The following is a 16977-nucleotide window of genomic DNA, read 5'->3' on the forward strand; positions in this document are numbered from 1 at the left end:
TTAAATTAATTTTAAAATAAAATGACCAACAATTAAAATTACATTTATAATTGCAAGTATTCGAATGTTTTTGTGAGCGTTGTTAAATTTGTATTTTAAGTTTAAAAGAATATAGACGATAAAAATAATTAACGTATAAATAGCTGGATACATTTTAAAAGCGTCAATAAATTCACCATGAAGTAACAAAGATATAGCTCTTTGAAAACCACATCCCATACAATCAATTCCGAATAATTTCTTATTCAAACAAGGTAGCATGTAATCTTCTAGCTTTAAAAATAACATTTATTTTATTTAAACATATCCATTCCAGGAATATTTGGCATTCCACTTTTCGCGGCTACAGCCATTTCTTGTTCGTTAATTTCGCCAGCTCTTTTTAATACTTTGTTTAAAGTTAGAACTAAATAGTCTTCTAATTCTTCGGCATCATTTAATAAACTATCGTCTATAGTAATTGATTTGAGTTCTCTATTAGCGGTTATTGTAATTTTTAATTTTCCATCAGCACCACTTTCATCAATCAAAACTGTATTTAAACGTTGTTTTGTCTCTTCAACTTTTTGCTGCGCTTGCTTTAGTTTATCCATCATTCCTGATATATCTCCAAACATAACTATTCAATTTAATATTATTTTAAAAGCAAATTTAGTATTTTCACAAGATTAAACTCAAACAAAAAATGAAAAAAATACTACTACTTAGTTTCACTATTAGTCTTATTTTTGCATCCTGCAAAAACAAGAAGATGAAAAAAGATATAAAAGCACCTGTTGCTGAAAAAAAGGCTACTCGATTAGAAAAGCACGGTGATGTTAGAGAAGATAATTATTTTTGGATGCGTTTGAGTGATGAGCAAAAAAAGGCTAAAGTTAAAGATGAGCAAACTCAAAAAGTATACGATTACTTAAATGCTGAAAATACATATTATGATGAAATGACTTCAGAAACAAAAGAGTTTCAAGAGAAGTTGTTTGAGGAAATGAAAGGCCGTATTAAAGAAGATGATGAAAGTGTACCTTATAAGCAAGACGGATATTTTTATATTACTCGATATGAAATAGGTGGGCAATACCCAATTCATACACGTAAAAAAAGTACGTTAGAAGCTAATGAAGAAATCATTTTTAATGTAAATAATGAGGCAAAGGGCTATGATTATTTTCAATTAGGTGGATTAAATATATCTCCTGATAATAATATGGTTGCTTTTGCTACCGATACGGTAAGTCGCCGTCAATATTTCATCCGAATTAAAAATTTAGAAACCGGTAAAATTTATAAAGATATTATTGAAAACACTACTGGTAGTAGTGTTTGGGCTAATGATAATAAAACTATTTACTATACTAAAAAAGATCCTGTAACACTTCGTAGTTCTAAAATTTACAAACATGCCTTAGGTTCTGATGCTAAATTAGATGAATTAGTTTTTGAAGAAACTGATGAAACATTTAGTGCTTTTGTAACAAAGTCGAAATCTAAAAAATATATTATTATTGGTTCGTACAGCACTGTTTCTTCGGAATATCAAGTATTAGAAGCCGATAATCCTGATGGAGAATTTAGAATTATTCAACCTCGTGAACGTGATTTAGAATACGACATAGCACATTACGGAGATCATTTTTACATTAAAACAAATAAAGATGGTGCTACCAACTTTAAGCTGATGAAAACTCCTGTAACTAAAACAGGAAAAGAAAATTGGGTAGATGTAATTCCGCATAGAGAAGATACATTATTAGAAGATATTTCAATTTTTAAAGACTATTTAGTTTTAGAAGAAAGAAATGAAGGATTGAATAAAATTCGTATTAAGCGCTGGGATGAATCTGTAGATTATTATTTGCCATTTGAAGAAGAAACATATTCAGCAGGAGTTTATGCGAATCCAGATTTTGATACCGATATTATTCGCTATTCTTACAATTCAATGACCACTCCTAGCTCTGTGATTGATTTCAATATGAAAGATAAATCCAAAGAAATTAAAAAAGAGCAAGCAGTTTTAGGAGGGAAGTTTGATAAGAATAATTACCTAAGTGAACGTATTTGGGTTCCTGCTCGTGATGGTAAAAAAGTGGCATTATCTATTGTATATCGTAAAGATACTAAGCTTGATAAAAACACACCTATATTACAATATGCCTATGGATCTTATGGTTATACTGTTAACGATGGATTCTCAACAACTCGCTTGAGTTTATTAGATCGTGGGTTTGTGTTTGCGTTGGCACATATTAGAGGAAGTCAATACTTAGGAAGAGAATGGTATGAAGATGGTAAAATGTTGAATAAGAAAAATACATTTAACGACTTTATCGATTGTTCTAAATATTTAATAGATAACAATTACACATCAGCAAAACACTTATACGCTATGGGAGGTTCTGCAGGAGGACTGTTAATGGGAGCAATTATAAATATGAACCCTGAATTGTATAACGGAATTATAGCTGCTGTACCATTTGTAGATGTTATTTCTACAATGTTAGACGACAGTATCCCGTTAACTACAGGAGAATATGATGAATGGGGAAACCCGAATAATAAAGAATATTACGATTATATTAAATCTTACTCGCCTTATGATCAAGTAAAAGCTAGAGATTATCCTAATATACTAATTACTACTGGTTTACATGATAGTCAAGTGCAATATTGGGAGCCAGCTAAGTGGGTAGCAAAATTACGTGAGTTAAAAACTGATAATAATACGTTGTTCTTACATACTAATATGGAAGCCGGTCATGGTGGGGCATCCGGTAGATTTGACGCTTTAAAAGAAACAGCAGAAGAATACACCTTCTTTTTAGCTTTAGAAAACAAGTTAGAAAAATAATACTATTTTTGCGCTCAGAATTGAGTGGAAACGTCATTACGAGAGTAAAGAAGTAATCTCAATAAAACAGATCTTCGTCATTCTTTCTCGTAATGACGTTTTTTATGAAATAATCTTTAATGGACAGAAATAAGAAAATAGTAGATAATATATTAAATTTAGTCGGAGAAACGCCCATGGTTAGGCTTCATAAAATTACTAAAGATTTTCCAGGAAACTATTATGCAAAAATAGAAGCATTTAATCCAGGGCATTCATCGAAAGACAGAATAGCTTTACATATAGTTGAGAACGCTGAAAAAAAAGGATTATTAAAACCAGGAGATACCATTGTAGAAACTACTTCAGGAAACACAGGTTTTAGTTTAGCCATGATTAGTTTGGTAAAAGGATACAAGTGTATTTTAGCAGTTAGTGATAAATCATCTCAAGATAAAATAGATATCTTAAAAACAATGGGAGCAGAGGTTCATGTATGCCCCGCAGATGTTGCAGCAGACGATGCTAGATCTTATTATGAAACGGCAAAAAGAATTCATAAACAAACCCCTAATTCCATTTATATTAATCAATATTTTAATGAGTTAAATATTGAAGCTCACTATCAAACAACGGGTCCTGAAATATGGGAACAGACAAATGGGAAGGTAACACATGTTGTCGTGGCGAGTGGTACAGGAGGAACAATTTCTGGAACAGGTAGATTTTTAAAAGAACAAAACCCGAATATTCGAGTTCTAGGCGTTGATGCTATCGGTTCTGTAATTAAAAAATATCACGAAACTCGTGAACTTGATGAAACTGAAATTACTCCATATAAAATAGAAGGTTTAGGTAAAAATCTAATTCCTACATCTACAGATTTTGATGTGGTAGATGTGTACGAAAAAGTATCGGATAAAGACGCGGCTTTTAAAGCTAGAGATTTGGTAAAAGCAGAAGGTATTTTTGCAGGATATACAAGTGGAGCAGTAGTGCAAGCAACTGAACAATATGCAGCCAAAAACTTCTTTACAGAAGAGAATAATGTGGTCTTAATTTTTCCAGATCATGGTTCTCGCTATATGAATAAAATTTACTCTGATATCTGGATGAAAGAACAGGGTTTTTTATAAAGACTACATTTTAATACTTAATAAAGTATTATTTTAAACAATCTCTAATAGTTTATCTGTATTAATCACTTTGGCAAATTCATCGTTTAAGTTTGCTAAGGTTGTTTGGTGAATTATCTCTGATGAAAATTTTTCTCCATTTACACCAATTCTATCAAACGTAGCTGTAGCATCAGCTATAAGATAGGTGTCAAATCCGAAATTCCCTGCCATTCTTGTGGTGGTAGAAACACAATGATTTGTTGTGAGTCCAACAATTACTAGTTTGTTAATTTTTAAATTATCAAGCCTTTCTTTTAAATCCGTTCCAATAAAAGCGCTGTTTACTTCTTTTTTAATTATGGGTTCACCTTTAATAGGTTTTACTTCTTCTTTGATCTCAAATCCGGGATTCAATTCATGTAACTTTGAACTTGGGTTTTGTGAACAATGAACAATGTGAAAAACAGGTAAATTTAATTCTCTCCATTTATGTAAGATTTTTGATGATTTTTCTTCAGCATCTTTATTATTTCTATTTCCTCCCCAATATTCTTCATCATTAAATCCTTTTTGGATATCAATTAAAATTAAAGCTGTTTTATGATTTCTTAATTTCATTTAGTTGTTGTTTGTGTGTTTATTTATATTTCATATAATTAGTTAAAAGGCAATAAATCAGGTTCAAAAAACTCTTTTTTAGCTTCTTCTGAATTAAAGATGTCAAAACCATAATGATGTTGCATCAATTCTTTAAAGTTTAATTTTAATCGCGGGAACTCATTAACAAACGCTTCAAAAGTTGTGGTAGTTGATTTTTGAATAAAATGATACACCGCTTTGGTAGCTGCTATGGTTAAAGTTTTATTGTATTTTCCTTCAGCTCCAAGTGATTTTACATACGTTAAAAGCTGATTGTGAATGTTTTCTTCGGCTTGTTTAACACCGTATTTAGTAATATGAATCCATGCCAAACGCAAATGTGCTTCGTGACTGAAAATTGACGGATCTAACTCACAGTTTTTAAACTGGGTTTCGAACGCAGTTTCTGTAAGTTCATAATGGTTTTTCATGTTACTTTTAACTTTTATATAAGTAATAATTACTGTTTTGATTCAAGGATCTTTATTAAAAAAATCAGAGTAATAAACGAGTATTTAACTTTAATAAATCCAAAAATAAGTATTTTTTAACTTAGTTTATAGTTGTACGGTTATACTTATTTTATAGATTTTTTTAGACTTTCTTTTTCAATTTGTTTATCTCCCCATTCTTTAAGGTAACTGATAAATGGAATAAGTTCCTTTCCAACTTCTGTTAATGAATATTCCACTTTAGGCGGTACTTCGTGATATACTTTCCGGTTAATTAAATTGTCTGTTTCCAGTTCTCTTAAGGTTTGTGTCAGCATTTTAGTTGTAATGTCAGGTAAGGTCCTACCTAATTCTCCATAGCGAAGAATAGTATGTTCGTGTAGATACCATAATATTCTACCTTTATATTTTCCTCCGATACGTTTAAACGCATAATCGACTGAGCAAGTAGTAACTGCTGGACATTCTACTTTTTTTTTCATTTTTATTTTAAAATAAGTTATTGATTATCAGTATTACATACTTTTTAGTATGTAGAGTACAAAAAAGTACATACTTGACACAAATATATATATAATTTAGTTTTGTTCTTCATTAAAAAAATAAATAAACATGGATTTAAAATTAAAAAACAAAGTAGCAATAGTTACTGGCTCATCAAAAGGACTTGGTGCAGGAATAGCAAAAGCATTTGCAAATGCAGGAGCAAAAGTGGTAGTGAACTATGCTACAAATAAAGAAAGTGCAGACATAGTTGTTAATGAGATTACAAAAAAAGGTGGGCTTGCAATAGCTGTTCAAGGGGATGTTTCCAAGTCTGCAGATGTAAAACGACTTTTTGAAAAAGCAAAAAGTACGTTTGGTACATTAGATATTTTAGTGAATAATGCAGGAATTTTTCAATTTTCTCCATTAGAAGATGTAACGGAAGATAGTTTTCATTGGCATTTTAATACGAATGTTTTGGGTACTGTTTTGACTACCCAAAAAGCAGTTGAAATGTTTGGGAACACTGGCGGAAGTATTATTAATATAAGTTCAATTGTTAGTACAAATGCGGTTCCTGGTTTAATTGAATATAATGCAACAAAAGCAGCTATTGATAGTATTACAAAAACATTAGCGAAAGAATTAGGCGAAAGAAAGATACGAGTAAATACAATTGCTCCGGGTGTTACAGAAACTGAAGGTACACATAGGGCTGGTATAATAGGCAGTGATTTTGAAAAACAAATGGTAGCTGATACACCTTTGGGGCGTTTTGGGCAACCTGAGGATATTGCAAAAGTTGCTGTTTTCCTGGCCTCAAATGATGCAGGTTGGATAACAGGTGAAAGAATAGCTGTTGCTGGTGGTTTATTATAAACGTTTAAGAATTTATCAAAAAATGCTGCCTGTAAAAGATCAGCATTTTTTGTTTCTTAAAAGATAAAAATAATACGCTTGTGTATGATCATTGCTTGAAAAAGCGTAAGTATTTATCGATAAGAAGTTCAAAAGCAATGAACTATAAACGACTTAAGTTTATAGATATAAGGAATAAATCAAAAATTTCTCACGCACCTTTTTAAAAGCTTCCAAATCTTCTTTCCAAGAAGCTTTTATTTCTTTTTCTGAGAAACCTTGTTCAATTTGTTCTTGTAGTTTCTTTGTTCCTGCTAATTTGGTGAAAAAGGTATTAAAAAATTCTTTTTTGTTATTCGTTTGATCATAAGCTTTGAGTAACCAAGATAAGTTTAGTCTCGATAGATGCTCTGTGTCGGTTAAATCTTTACCATAACATAGTTTGTTTTCATGCTTTGGGTATTTAGCACCTTCATTGGGTTGAGGTGTAAAGCTAAAATTAGATTTATTTAAAAAGGGTGAACCGTAAATTTGAAATTGTTTATCAGTTCCTCGACCAGCAGAGACATTTGTTCCTTCAAAAAAACATAAACTAGGGTAGAGGTTAATAGCTTTGTTGTTAGGTAAATTTGGTGATGGTTTAATCGGTAAACTATATTGATAATCATGTGTGTAACCTTCTAATGGAATTACCGTTAAGTCACATTGAATTCCGTTTGTTAACCATTTTTCTCCGTTAATCATTTGTCCGTATTCCCCAATGGTCATTCCATATACTACAGGAACAGGATGCATACCTACAAAACTTTTATGTTCAGTTTCTAAAACGGGCCCGTCTATATAATGTCCGTTCGGATTTGGGCGGTCTAATACTATTACAGGAACATTAGCTTCAGCACAAGCTTCCATAACATAGTGTAATGTTGAAATATAGGTGTAAAAACGAGCTCCCACATCTTGAATATCAAAAACAACCACATCTATTCCTTTAAGTTGTTCTTGAGAAGGTTTTTTGTTTTTTCCGTAAAGTGATACAATTGGTAAATTAGTTTTTTTGTCTAATCCGTCTTTTACTTGCTCACCTGCATCAGCTTTTCCTCTGAAACCATGCTCTGGAGCAAAAACTTTCTTAACAACTATTTTATCGTAATTGTGTAAGTAATCTACTAGATGATGTGAAACCAATTCAGAGCCCATTATATTTGGTGCAACTTCGGCACGTTGTAAAACGTGTAAAACAGAAGTTTGATTGGCTACAATAGCAATATTCTTCCCTTGTAATTTAGATAGGTACAAATTAGTTCTGTCTGCACCTGTTTTTAAAGCGGTTTGTTCTTTTTTTACTTTTTTTACAGCTGATTTTGCTTGTTGGGCACAAGAAATCAGCTGAAAATTCATCCATAAAAACAAGAATAAATATGTACTTTTGGTATTGTATAAAAGCATAACTTTTGAATTACGAGTTGTTTATCGCCAAACGCATCATTGCGGGCAAAGAGTATAAAAATAGCATATCATCTCCAATAATAAAAATTGCCATTACAGCAATTGCATTAGGGATTGCCATAATGTTAATAGCAGTGTCTATTGGTGCTGGTTTTCAGTATAAAATCCGAGATAAAATGGCGGGTTTTAAAGGGCACATTCAGATAACAAATTACGATAATAATAATTCTGAAGTCTCTACAGTTCCTATTGATAAAAATCAAGATTTTTATCCTGAATTCTCCAGTGTAAAAGGAATTAAGAAAGTTCAAGTTTTTGCCAATAAAGGAGGGATTATTAGAACTGAAAACGATTTTGAAGGTATTGTTTTTAAAGGTGTTTCTTCAGATTATGATTTTACTTTTTTTAATGAGTATTTAAAAGAAGGGCGTATTCCAGATTTTAGTTTAAAGAGAAATAGAGAGATACTTATTTCTGAATCCATAGCGAATAAATTGCATTTAAAACTAAATGACACTATTTATACATGGTTTGGTGCAGAAAGTAGTACTATAAAATTTAAAAGTAGAAAACCTGTAGTTGTGGGAATTTACAATACCGGTTTTGAGCAGTTTGATAATACGATGTTAATCGGAGACATTAGAGAAGTGCAAAGGATAAATGGTTGGAAAGAAAATGAGATTGGCGGATTTGAAATTTTAATTGATGATTTTAATCAACTTCAAGAAAAAGGAAACGAAGTTTATTCAAATATTGGGGCTACACTAAACAGCACAACTATTGTTGATAATTATCCTGCTATTTTTGAATGGATAAAACTTTTTGACAATAATGTTTGGTTTATCATCGCGATAATGATATTAATTGCGGGTATTAATATGATAACTGCTTTGTTAGTTTTAATATTAGAACGAGTACAAATGGTAGGGATTTTAAAAGCTTTGGGAAGTAGTAACTGGGGAGTAAGAAAAATATTTTTATACAATGCAGCTTATTTAATTTTACAAGGATTATTTTGGGGAAATCTTATAGGTTTGTTATTGTTATTCATTCAAAAGCATTTTAGTGTAATTGCTTTAAATCCAGAAACCTATTATGTTTCTACTGTTCCAGTAGATATTAGTTTTTGGGCAATTTTATTATTGAATTTAGGAACCTTATTATTATGTTTTCTAATGCTAATAATCCCATCAATAATAATTACAAAAATTCACCCATCTAGGTCGATTAGATTTGCTTAAATTTGCCGCTCAATAGTCTTATTATAATGAAATACGCAAAAAATATATTAGAAACCATTGGTAATACACCTCTTGTAAAAATCAATGAGTTAGCAAAAGAAATTCCGGCTTTAGTTTTAGCGAAATACGAAACATTTAATCCAGGTAACTCGGTTAAAGATCGTATGGCATTAAAAATGATTGAAGATGCAGAGGCAGATGGAAGATTAAAACCAGGAGGAACTATTATTGAAGGAACTTCGGGTAATACAGGAATGGGGTTGGCGTTGGCTGCAATTATTAAAGGATACAAATGTATTTTTGTAATGGCAGACAAGCAAAGTAAAGAGAAAATAGATATTTTAAAAGCAGTAGGAGCTGAGGTTGTTGTATGTCCTACAGATGTTGAGCCAGAAGATCCTAGAAGTTATTATTCTGTTTCTAAAAGATTGGGAGAAGAAACACCAAATTCTTGGTATGTAAATCAATATGATAATCCGAGTAATGCAAAAGCTCATTACGAAAGTACAGGGCCAGAAATTTGGAAGCAAACAGAAGGGAAGATTACTCATTTTGTGGTTGGAGTAGGAACAGGAGGAACCATTTCTGGAGTTGGAAAATATTTAAAAGAACAAAATCCGAATGTTAAAGTTTGGGGAATTGACACTTATGGTTCTGTATTTAAAAAATATCATGAAACTGGTGAATTTGATGAGAAAGAAATTTATCCATATGTAACTGAGGGTATAGGGGAAGATATTTTACCCAAAAATGTTGATTTTTCAATCATTGATGGTTTTACAAAAGTTACCGATAAAGATGCAGCTGTGTATACGCAGTTATTAGCCAAAAAAGAGGGAATGTTTTTAGGGAATTCTGCTGGAGCAGCCATGAAAGGTTTGTTACAGTTAAAAGATCATTTTACTAAAGACGACGTCGTTGTTGTATTATTCCACGATCACGGAAGTCGATACGTTGGTAAAATGTTTAACGATGAATGGATGAAAAAAATGGGATATATAGAATAAAATATTCTACATAATATATTTAAAAATCCAAAAGCCACTCCTAGGAGAGGCTTTTGTTAATCAACTAATTCAAATAATTTACACAATGAAAACAATTATTAATCGTTCTCAATTCTATGCAAAATTAATACTATTTGAATTATAAATCTATAATTTTTAAAGATTTTACATTTTATTAACTTTTGAATCCTTTTTTGTTAACGAATTCGTAATAAAATTGTAATTTTTAGCTTGCGTGTTTGTGTGCTTTGTAAGAAGAACGAACTAAAGCGCCACTTTCTACATACATAAAGCCCATTTCCTTACCAAGCTTTTCATATTTTTCGAATTGAGCAGGTGTAATGAACTCTTTTACCGGTAAATGTTTTTTGGTAGGTTGTAAGTATTGACCAATAGTAATAACGTCTAAACCAACGTTACGTAAATCTTTCATGGTTTGAATTACTTCTTCTTCAGATTCACCTAAACCAAGCATTATACCAGATTTTGTTCGCATCCCGTTTTCTTTTAAGTATTTTAAAACACCTAAACTACGGTCATATTTTGCTTGGATACGTACTTCTCGAGTTAATCTGCGAACAGTTTCCATATTATGGGAAACTACTTCAGGATGCACCTCTATAATTCGATCTATTTGCTTAGTGTTTCCTTGAAAATCAGGAATTAATGTTTCTAAAGTCGTGTTCGGATTTGCTCTACGAATTGCCTGAACAGTTTCTGACCAAATAATAGAACCTCCATCTTTTAAATCATCACGATCTACAGAAGTAATTACCGCATGTTTAATACTCATTATTTTAATAGAGCGAGCCACTTTTTCTGGTTCGTCCCATTCAACGGTTTCTGGTCTTCCTGTTTTTACACCACAAAATCCACATGAGCGCGTACAGATATTACCTAAAATCATAAAAGTAGCAGTACCTTCTCCCCAACATTCTCCCATGTTAGGACAACTACCACTTGTACAAATTGTATTAAGCTTGTATTTATCTACCAAACCGCGTAGTTCTGTGTATTTTTTACCTACTGGTAATTTTACACGTAGCCATTTAGGTTTTTTTACTCTTTCTTCAGAAGGAATTGTTATAGCTGTATTTGACATTCGAATAGTATTTGAAATGCAAATTTACAAAGAAAGTTTTAGAGCATCATATCATACTCCTTTGCATATTCAATTGCTTCTAATAAAATTGTTTCATCAGACTTAAGAACGGAAACAACTCTACCAATCTTGTCTAATTCTTCTTTTTTAGCACTCCAAAAAGTAATTCCGGTTACTTCAACCTTCATTTCAATGTTGTCAATTAAATCACTATCGCACATTTTAAATGCACCATAAATAATTCCTAACCAACTTGGTCCACCACCGTGGTATCCTTTTTCCTGTAAAAATTTAGCTTGAGAATCTTTTTGATAAAGATCATGGTAATCGAAACGGAATTTTTCATTTTCCATTTGTAATTTACCTCGTATTTCAATTGTAGTATCACTTAAAGCGCTTACTACTTTATCTTCAATGTTTTGAGAGATAATATTTTGAAAAGTTAAAAATAAAGCAAAAATTAAAAGGTATTTTAATTTAATTGTAAATTGATTTGTTCGCATTTTTGGTTTCTTTTTTAGGGATTGTAATGACTTTAAATCATTATAAAAAACGTGCGAATGTACAAATAAATCTATTATTTTTTAATAATTTCTGCTAACAACTTTTTAGCACGTAATAATTTAACTTTTACGTTATTCATAGGTTCATTTAGTTGTTCAGAAATTTCTTTATAACTTAATTCCTGGAAGTATCTTAAGTTTATGATTTCTTGATATTTAGGTTTTAACTGCTTAATATCTTTAAGCAATTTAGCTAAATTTTGTTCAGTAATAATTTCATCTTCTGGTGAGGGGGTATCATCTATAACTTTATAAACTTCTTCTTCTTGCTGTTTAGTAGTTGCTATTGAATTAGATGATTTTCTTTTTCGTAATAAATCTATATGAACATTTTTAGAAATAGCGATTAGCCAAGTTTTAAATTGATATTGTTCATCAAAAGTATGTATTTTATCAAAAGCTTTAGAAAAAGTTTGAATAGCTATATCTTCTGCATCATTTTCATTTTGAGTTCTTTTTAATTGAAAACTATAAACACTGCTCCAATAAGTATCAAGTAAATAATTAAAAGATATTTGATTACCTTTTTTTGCTTTTTGAATGTGGTCTAAAAGTTTTTCTTGATTGATTTCCAATGCGTAAGTTTAGAAAATGGATATGCTAATATACTAAATAAGAATTATGATTAGGTAGTTTAAATAAAAGTAAATCCTAGATAGAAAAACTACTTTGTTACTTCACTAGTAGATTGAAAAGAAATAAGTTTAACTATGTTGTGGGTCATTACAAGAATCGAATTGATCTGGAGTTTTACCGCAAAAACCACAAGCTTCTCCACTTTCATTTAACATTGGGTTTTGACTTGCACAAGTCCCCGCAAATTTACCGTCTTTTTTTGCCCAAATTTTAATAGCAATTCCTGCAAAAGCTAAACCTAATAAACCGATTGTTAATAAAACTAATTTCATTTATATTATTTTATTGTGCAAAGATACATAAACTAAATTTTTATAAAATTCTTAATTAGTTAATTTTCACTTTTACAATTCCTTTAAAGAATGAAGATTTAAAGTTTGGACTAATTAGAGAGAAAGAGAAATTAAATAATATTTACTTCAATTTCTAAATTAATATCAAACTTCTTTTTAATTGTTTGCTGTATGTTTTGTGCTAGTTGATGAATTTCTTTCCCAGAAGCATTTCCATAATTTACTAAAACTAAGGCTTGCTTTTCGTGTACGCCATAATCGCCATAACGTTTTCCTTTAAATCCACTTTGTTCAATTAGCCATCCTGCAGGTACTTTAATTTCATTTTCTGAAATAATATAACTAGGAATATTTGGATATTCCTTTTGAAGTGCTTTAAATTGATTTTTTGAAATGACAGGGTTTTTAAAAAAACTACCACTATTTCCAATTTCTTTTGGGTCTGGTAATTTTGATTGACGAATGGTGATTACCGCATCAGAAATATCTTTTATAGTTGGATTTTTAATATTTCTATTTTCTAATTCAGTTTCAATCGCTCCGTAAGATGTGTTTAATTTATGATTAACTTTAGTAAGCAGAAAACTTACTGAAGTTATTACATATTTACCTTTTGCATAGTTTTTAAAAATCGAGTTTCGATAGCCAAATTCACACTCAGAATTTGAGAAAGAAATGAGTTTGCCAGTTTCAATTTCAATAGCTTCCACTTTGGTAATTCGATCTTTTACTTCAACTCCATAAGCACCAATGTTCTGGATAGGGCAGGTGCCAACATTTCCTGGAATTAAAGATAGGTTTTCAAGACCTCCATAATTTTGAGAAATAGTCCAAAGTAGAAATTCATGCCAATTTTCACCAGCATTTACGGTTAGGTATACATTATTTTGATCTTCCCTATCTATTGAAATCCCCTTGATGTTTAAGTGTACTACTAGTTTATCTATGTCTTTTGTAAGCAACATATTACTTCCGCCAGAAAGCAAGAAGATATCTTTCTCTTCTTTTAAAAGTTGTTGAAGTTGATAAACTGAAGTTATAGAGACAAAACGTTTGGCATTAACATGAATACCAAACGTATTGTAGCTTTTTAAAGAGATGTTTTGTTGAATAATCACTAAATTAATCTTTGTAAACTTTTAGAGCTTGTTTAATAATATTCACAGCTTTAATTAAGCTGTTTTTATTTAATACGTAAGCTATTCGAATTTGATTTAACCCAACTCCAGGAGAAGAGTAAAACCCAGCAGCAGGAGCTACCATTACAGTCTCTCCATTAACATTAAAATCTTCTAAAAGCCATTGCGCAAAGGCATCACTGTTTTTTACAGGTAATTCTACAATGCAATAAAATGCCCCTTTTGGGGTAGCAACTTTAACTCCGTCAATTTTTTTCAATTCAGAAATTAAGGTATTTCTACGCTCAACATATTCTTCGATTACATCATCAAAATAACTTTGAGGTGTATCTAGTGCTGCTTCACTGGCAATTTGTGCTAGTGTTGGTGGACTTAGTCTGGCTTGTGCAAATTTTAATGCTGTAGCAATTACCTCTTTGTTTTTACTTACTAAACACCCAATTCTAGCCCCACACATACTATATCTTTTAGAAACTGAATCTATAATAATAGTATGTTGCTCTAATCCAGGCTCTTCCATAATAGAGTAATGTTTTATACCGTCATAAGTAAATTCTCTATAAACTTCATCAGCAATTAAAAATAAATCATGTTTTTTTACTAAAGCTGCCAATTTTCTAATTTCTTCTTTTGAATATAAATAACCCGTTGGATTTCCTGGGTTACAAATAAGAATAGCCTTAGTTTTGGGAGTAATTAATTTTTCAAATTCTTCAATAGGAGGTAAAGCAAAATTATTTTCAATTTTTGAAATAACAGGAACTACTTTAACACCAGATGCAGTTGAAAAACCATTGTAGTTTGCGTAAAATGGTTCTGGTATAATAATTTCATCATCCACATCCATAATACTTCCAAAGGCAAATAGTAAAGCTTCACTTCCACCAGTTGTCACAATAATATCATCATGTTTAACATGAATGTTATTTTTGGCGTAGTATGCTGCTATTTTTTCTCTATAAGCTTCAGATCCTTCAGATCTTGTGTATGCTAAAATATCCAATGAGTGAACTTTTACAGCATCTAAGGCTATTTGAGGTGATTTTATATCGGGTTGACCAATATTTAAGTGGTAAACTGTTTTTCCTTGTTTATAAGCTTTTTCAGCATAAGGCACCAATTTTCGTATTGGCGATTGTGGCATTAATTGACCTTTTTTAGAAATAGAAGGCATTCTTTAGTGTTTTTGTTGTTTGAAAAGCAAATTTGCAAAATATAATTGAAAAAGATAAAGGCTTTCATATCAAATTTCGGTTATTAATATTAAACAAGAAGCTAAATATTAAAAAAAACATTTATAAATAAAATGAAGATTGTATATTATGCATTATTCTTAAAGCAATCCCATTGAAAATACAAATATTTACGCTAATTTTTATGTTATTCTCATTGAAGTCTTTGTCGCAAAGAGGTTTTCAATTCTATGGTAATAATGATGAGAGACAAAAAATAAATTTCAAATTAATAAACAATCTTATTGTAATTCCTTTAAAAATAAATGGAAAAGAACTATCATTTATATTAGATACAGGTGTTAATGAAACAATCCTTTTTAATCTTAATCAAAATGATAGTATTGGTTTGAATGATGTTAAAAAAATAACATTACAAGGTTTAGGATCTGGAGAACCTGTTGAAGCTTTACTTTCATCAAATAATACATTTCAAATTAAAAACTTAATAAGTCTACAGGAAGATTTATATGTTATCCTAAGAGATGCTTTTAATGTTTCGGCAAGGATGGGTATTACAATTCATGGTATTATTGGCTATGATTTACTACAAAATGTAATAGCAAAAATTAACTATACATCGAAAACGATTATTTTTTATAACCCAAAAAAATATTCATACTCTAAATGTAGGAAATGCGAGGAGTTTACATTGGAATTTTATAGAAATAAACCCTATATAAATGCAGAAATACAATTAGAAGCACTCGGGAATAAAAAAACAAATGTAAAATTATTAATCGATTCTGGCGGTAGCGATGCCTTATGGTTATTTGAAGACACAAAAGAGGAGATAAAAACGCCAAAAAAATATTTTAAAGACATTTTAGGAGAAGGTTTAAGCGGTACTATTTATGGAAACCGAAGTAAAATTTCTGAAATTTCTTTGGGAAGGTTTGCAATAAAAAAACCTACAGTTTCTTTCTTAGATTCAGTATCATCTTTTAATGCAAGAAAATTCAAAGAAAGAAATGGTAGTATCGGAGGTGGTATATTGAAACGTTTTAAAGTATGGATTGATTACCCAAACAAAAAAATAACATTAAAAAAGAATAGTTCTTTCAAAAAAGGGTTTTACTATAATATGAGTGGATTAAATGTTATTTATAGCGGACAAGAATTAATTAAAGAAGAATCAACTAGTAAAATTAATGATTCTTTTAATTCTAATAATAAAACTGCAAACAATAAAACAATATCTTTTATAACGAGCTATCACTACAAGTTTAAACCATCCTATAAAGTTGAAAATGTTGTTGAAGGTTCACCAGCTTTTGAAGTAGGAGTTATGAAAGAAGATATTATAAAAAGAATAAATAATAAACCAGCACATTCATATAAATTATATGATATAACTACTCTTTTTCATTCTAAACCCGGAAAAAAAATTAGAATAGAAGTTGAACGGTTTGGTGTGATATTTAAATATGAATTTAGATTAAAAGAAAGAATATAAAAAAAAGCCTCGAATATATCATCGAGGCTTTAAATATTATTAAGCTTGTTGGTTTAGCTACCGCTTCCCACCAATGCTTTCTTTTTTTCTGGAGCAGCATCTTTAGAGATGTATCCTTTAATTTTTAACATTTTTCTTTCTTCTTTAGCATTAGAATAAATCGTAATTGCTTTAGAAAAACCACCTATTCTTTTTGTATCATAAGAAACTTCAATTTGTCCTTTTTCTCCTGGCATAATTGGCTTTTCAGGTTTTGTAGGTACCGTACAACCACAAGTAGACTTAATATCTTTAATAATTAATGGAGCATCACCAACGTTTGTAAATACAAAAGCGCGTTTTCCTTCTGAACCTTGAGCGATTTTTCCATAATCGATTAACTCGCTGTCAAACTTAAATTCTTGAGCAGATACTGTTAATGTAATAAAGCATACTGCGATAAATGATAAAATTGTTTTCATAATGTTTTAATAATTGTTTAG

Annotated in this window: 19 protein-coding genes; 6 read left to right on the top strand and 13 right to left on the bottom strand. The window is 30.5% G+C overall.

What is annotated here, in order from left to right; translation table 11 throughout:
- Both C7447_RS05760 and C7447_RS05765 read right to left on the bottom strand, forming a co-directional pair.
- The gene (locus tag C7447_RS05760) at positions 1 to 288 is read right to left on the bottom strand and encodes a DUF2752 domain-containing protein (protein WP_246143023.1); all 288 of its coding nucleotides are present in this window, start codon (positions 286 to 288) and stop codon (positions 1 to 3) included.
- A 5-nt stretch (positions 289 to 293) separates the two neighbouring features.
- The gene (locus C7447_RS05765; protein WP_148869572.1) at positions 294 to 617 is read right to left on the bottom strand and encodes a YbaB/EbfC family nucleoid-associated protein; all 324 of its coding nucleotides are present in this window, start codon (positions 615 to 617) and stop codon (positions 294 to 296) included.
- 68 nt (positions 618 to 685) lie between these two features.
- On the opposite strand from C7447_RS05765, the gene C7447_RS05770 reads away from it, so the two are divergent.
- Both C7447_RS05770 and C7447_RS05775 read left to right on the top strand, forming a co-directional pair.
- Entirely contained in the window at positions 686 to 2848 is a 2163-nt protein-coding gene (locus C7447_RS05770) for a S9 family peptidase (protein ID WP_148869573.1), read from the top strand.
- Between the two features lie 119 nt (positions 2849 to 2967).
- A complete protein-coding gene (locus C7447_RS05775; protein WP_148869574.1) occupies positions 2968 to 3963 on the top strand; it encodes a PLP-dependent cysteine synthase family protein in 996 nt (331 codons plus the stop codon).
- A 33-nt stretch (positions 3964 to 3996) separates the two neighbouring features.
- Here C7447_RS05775 and C7447_RS05780 read toward each other — a convergent pair whose 3' ends face one another.
- The 3 genes from C7447_RS05780 to C7447_RS05790 all read right to left on the bottom strand — a co-directional run bounded on the left by C7447_RS05780 (position 3997) and on the right by C7447_RS05790 (position 5518).
- Entirely contained in the window at positions 3997 to 4563 is a 567-nt protein-coding gene (locus C7447_RS05780; RefSeq protein ID WP_148869575.1) for a cysteine hydrolase family protein, read from the bottom strand.
- Between the two features lie 38 nt (positions 4564 to 4601).
- Positions 4602 to 5015: a hypothetical protein gene (locus tag C7447_RS05785; RefSeq protein ID WP_148869576.1), complete on the bottom strand. Its 414-nt coding sequence runs from the start codon at positions 5013 to 5015 to the stop codon at positions 4602 to 4604.
- A 146-nt stretch (positions 5016 to 5161) separates the two neighbouring features.
- Complete coding sequence (locus tag C7447_RS05790) at positions 5162 to 5518, bottom strand: winged helix-turn-helix transcriptional regulator (protein ID WP_148869577.1); 357 nt, start codon at positions 5516 to 5518, stop codon at positions 5162 to 5164.
- Between the two features lie 130 nt (positions 5519 to 5648).
- On the opposite strand from C7447_RS05790, the gene C7447_RS05795 reads away from it, so the two are divergent.
- The gene (locus C7447_RS05795) at positions 5649 to 6401 is read left to right on the top strand and encodes an SDR family NAD(P)-dependent oxidoreductase (protein WP_148869578.1); all 753 of its coding nucleotides are present in this window, start codon (positions 5649 to 5651) and stop codon (positions 6399 to 6401) included.
- Between the two features lie 159 nt (positions 6402 to 6560).
- Here C7447_RS05795 and C7447_RS05800 read toward each other — a convergent pair whose 3' ends face one another.
- Entirely contained in the window at positions 6561 to 7826 is a 1266-nt protein-coding gene (locus tag C7447_RS05800) for an exo-beta-N-acetylmuramidase NamZ family protein (protein WP_148869579.1), read from the bottom strand.
- Positions 7827 to 7831: 5 nt separating this feature from the next.
- On the opposite strand from C7447_RS05800, the gene C7447_RS05805 reads away from it, so the two are divergent.
- Together C7447_RS05805 and C7447_RS05810 are read left to right on the top strand one after the other, a co-directional pair.
- Positions 7832 to 9067: an ABC transporter permease gene (locus tag C7447_RS05805; RefSeq protein WP_148869580.1), complete on the top strand. Its 1236-nt coding sequence runs from the start codon at positions 7832 to 7834 to the stop codon at positions 9065 to 9067.
- A gap of 26 nt (positions 9068 to 9093) precedes the next feature.
- A complete protein-coding gene (locus tag C7447_RS05810) occupies positions 9094 to 10074 on the top strand; it encodes a PLP-dependent cysteine synthase family protein (RefSeq protein ID WP_148869581.1) in 981 nt (326 codons plus the stop codon).
- Positions 10075 to 10300: 226 nt separating this feature from the next.
- On the opposite strand, the gene lipA is transcribed toward C7447_RS05810, so the two are convergent.
- From lipA to C7447_RS05840, 6 genes are all read right to left on the bottom strand, one after another.
- On the bottom strand, positions 10301 to 11176 hold the full coding sequence (gene lipA / locus C7447_RS05815; protein ID WP_148869582.1) for a lipoyl synthase: 876 nt from the start codon (positions 11174 to 11176) through the stop codon (positions 10301 to 10303).
- 38 nt (positions 11177 to 11214) lie between these two features.
- The gene (locus C7447_RS05820) at positions 11215 to 11679 is read right to left on the bottom strand and encodes a hypothetical protein (RefSeq protein WP_148869583.1); all 465 of its coding nucleotides are present in this window, start codon (positions 11677 to 11679) and stop codon (positions 11215 to 11217) included.
- A gap of 74 nt (positions 11680 to 11753) precedes the next feature.
- Positions 11754 to 12314 carry an RNA polymerase sigma factor gene (locus C7447_RS05825; RefSeq protein ID WP_148869584.1) on the bottom strand — a complete coding sequence of 187 codons (561 nt, stop codon included), beginning with the start codon at positions 12312 to 12314 and terminating at the stop codon, positions 11754 to 11756.
- Between the two features lie 129 nt (positions 12315 to 12443).
- The gene (locus C7447_RS05830; RefSeq protein ID WP_148869585.1) at positions 12444 to 12647 is read right to left on the bottom strand and encodes a membrane or secreted protein; all 204 of its coding nucleotides are present in this window, start codon (positions 12645 to 12647) and stop codon (positions 12444 to 12446) included.
- Positions 12648 to 12778: 131 nt separating this feature from the next.
- Entirely contained in the window at positions 12779 to 13786 is a 1008-nt protein-coding gene (gene murB, locus C7447_RS05835) for a UDP-N-acetylmuramate dehydrogenase (protein WP_148869586.1), read from the bottom strand.
- Between the two features lie 4 nt (positions 13787 to 13790).
- On the bottom strand, positions 13791 to 14981 hold the full coding sequence (locus tag C7447_RS05840) for a pyridoxal phosphate-dependent aminotransferase (protein WP_148869587.1): 1191 nt from the start codon (positions 14979 to 14981) through the stop codon (positions 13791 to 13793).
- A 173-nt stretch (positions 14982 to 15154) separates the two neighbouring features.
- Here C7447_RS05840 and C7447_RS05845 point away from each other — a divergent pair, with 173 nt between their 5' ends.
- Positions 15155 to 16495: an aspartyl protease family protein gene (locus C7447_RS05845; RefSeq protein ID WP_246143025.1), complete on the top strand. Its 1341-nt coding sequence runs from the start codon at positions 15155 to 15157 to the stop codon at positions 16493 to 16495.
- A gap of 53 nt (positions 16496 to 16548) precedes the next feature.
- Here C7447_RS05845 and C7447_RS05850 read toward each other — a convergent pair whose 3' ends face one another.
- Positions 16549 to 16956, bottom strand: a complete 408-nt coding sequence (locus C7447_RS05850) for a DUF1573 domain-containing protein (RefSeq protein ID WP_148869588.1) — start codon at positions 16954 to 16956, stop codon at positions 16549 to 16551.
- Between the last annotated feature and the right edge of the window lie 21 nt (positions 16957 to 16977).

The organism is Tenacibaculum adriaticum (genome assembly GCF_008124875.1).
GTDB classification, from domain to species: domain Bacteria; phylum Bacteroidota; class Bacteroidia; order Flavobacteriales; family Flavobacteriaceae; genus Polaribacter; species Polaribacter adriaticus.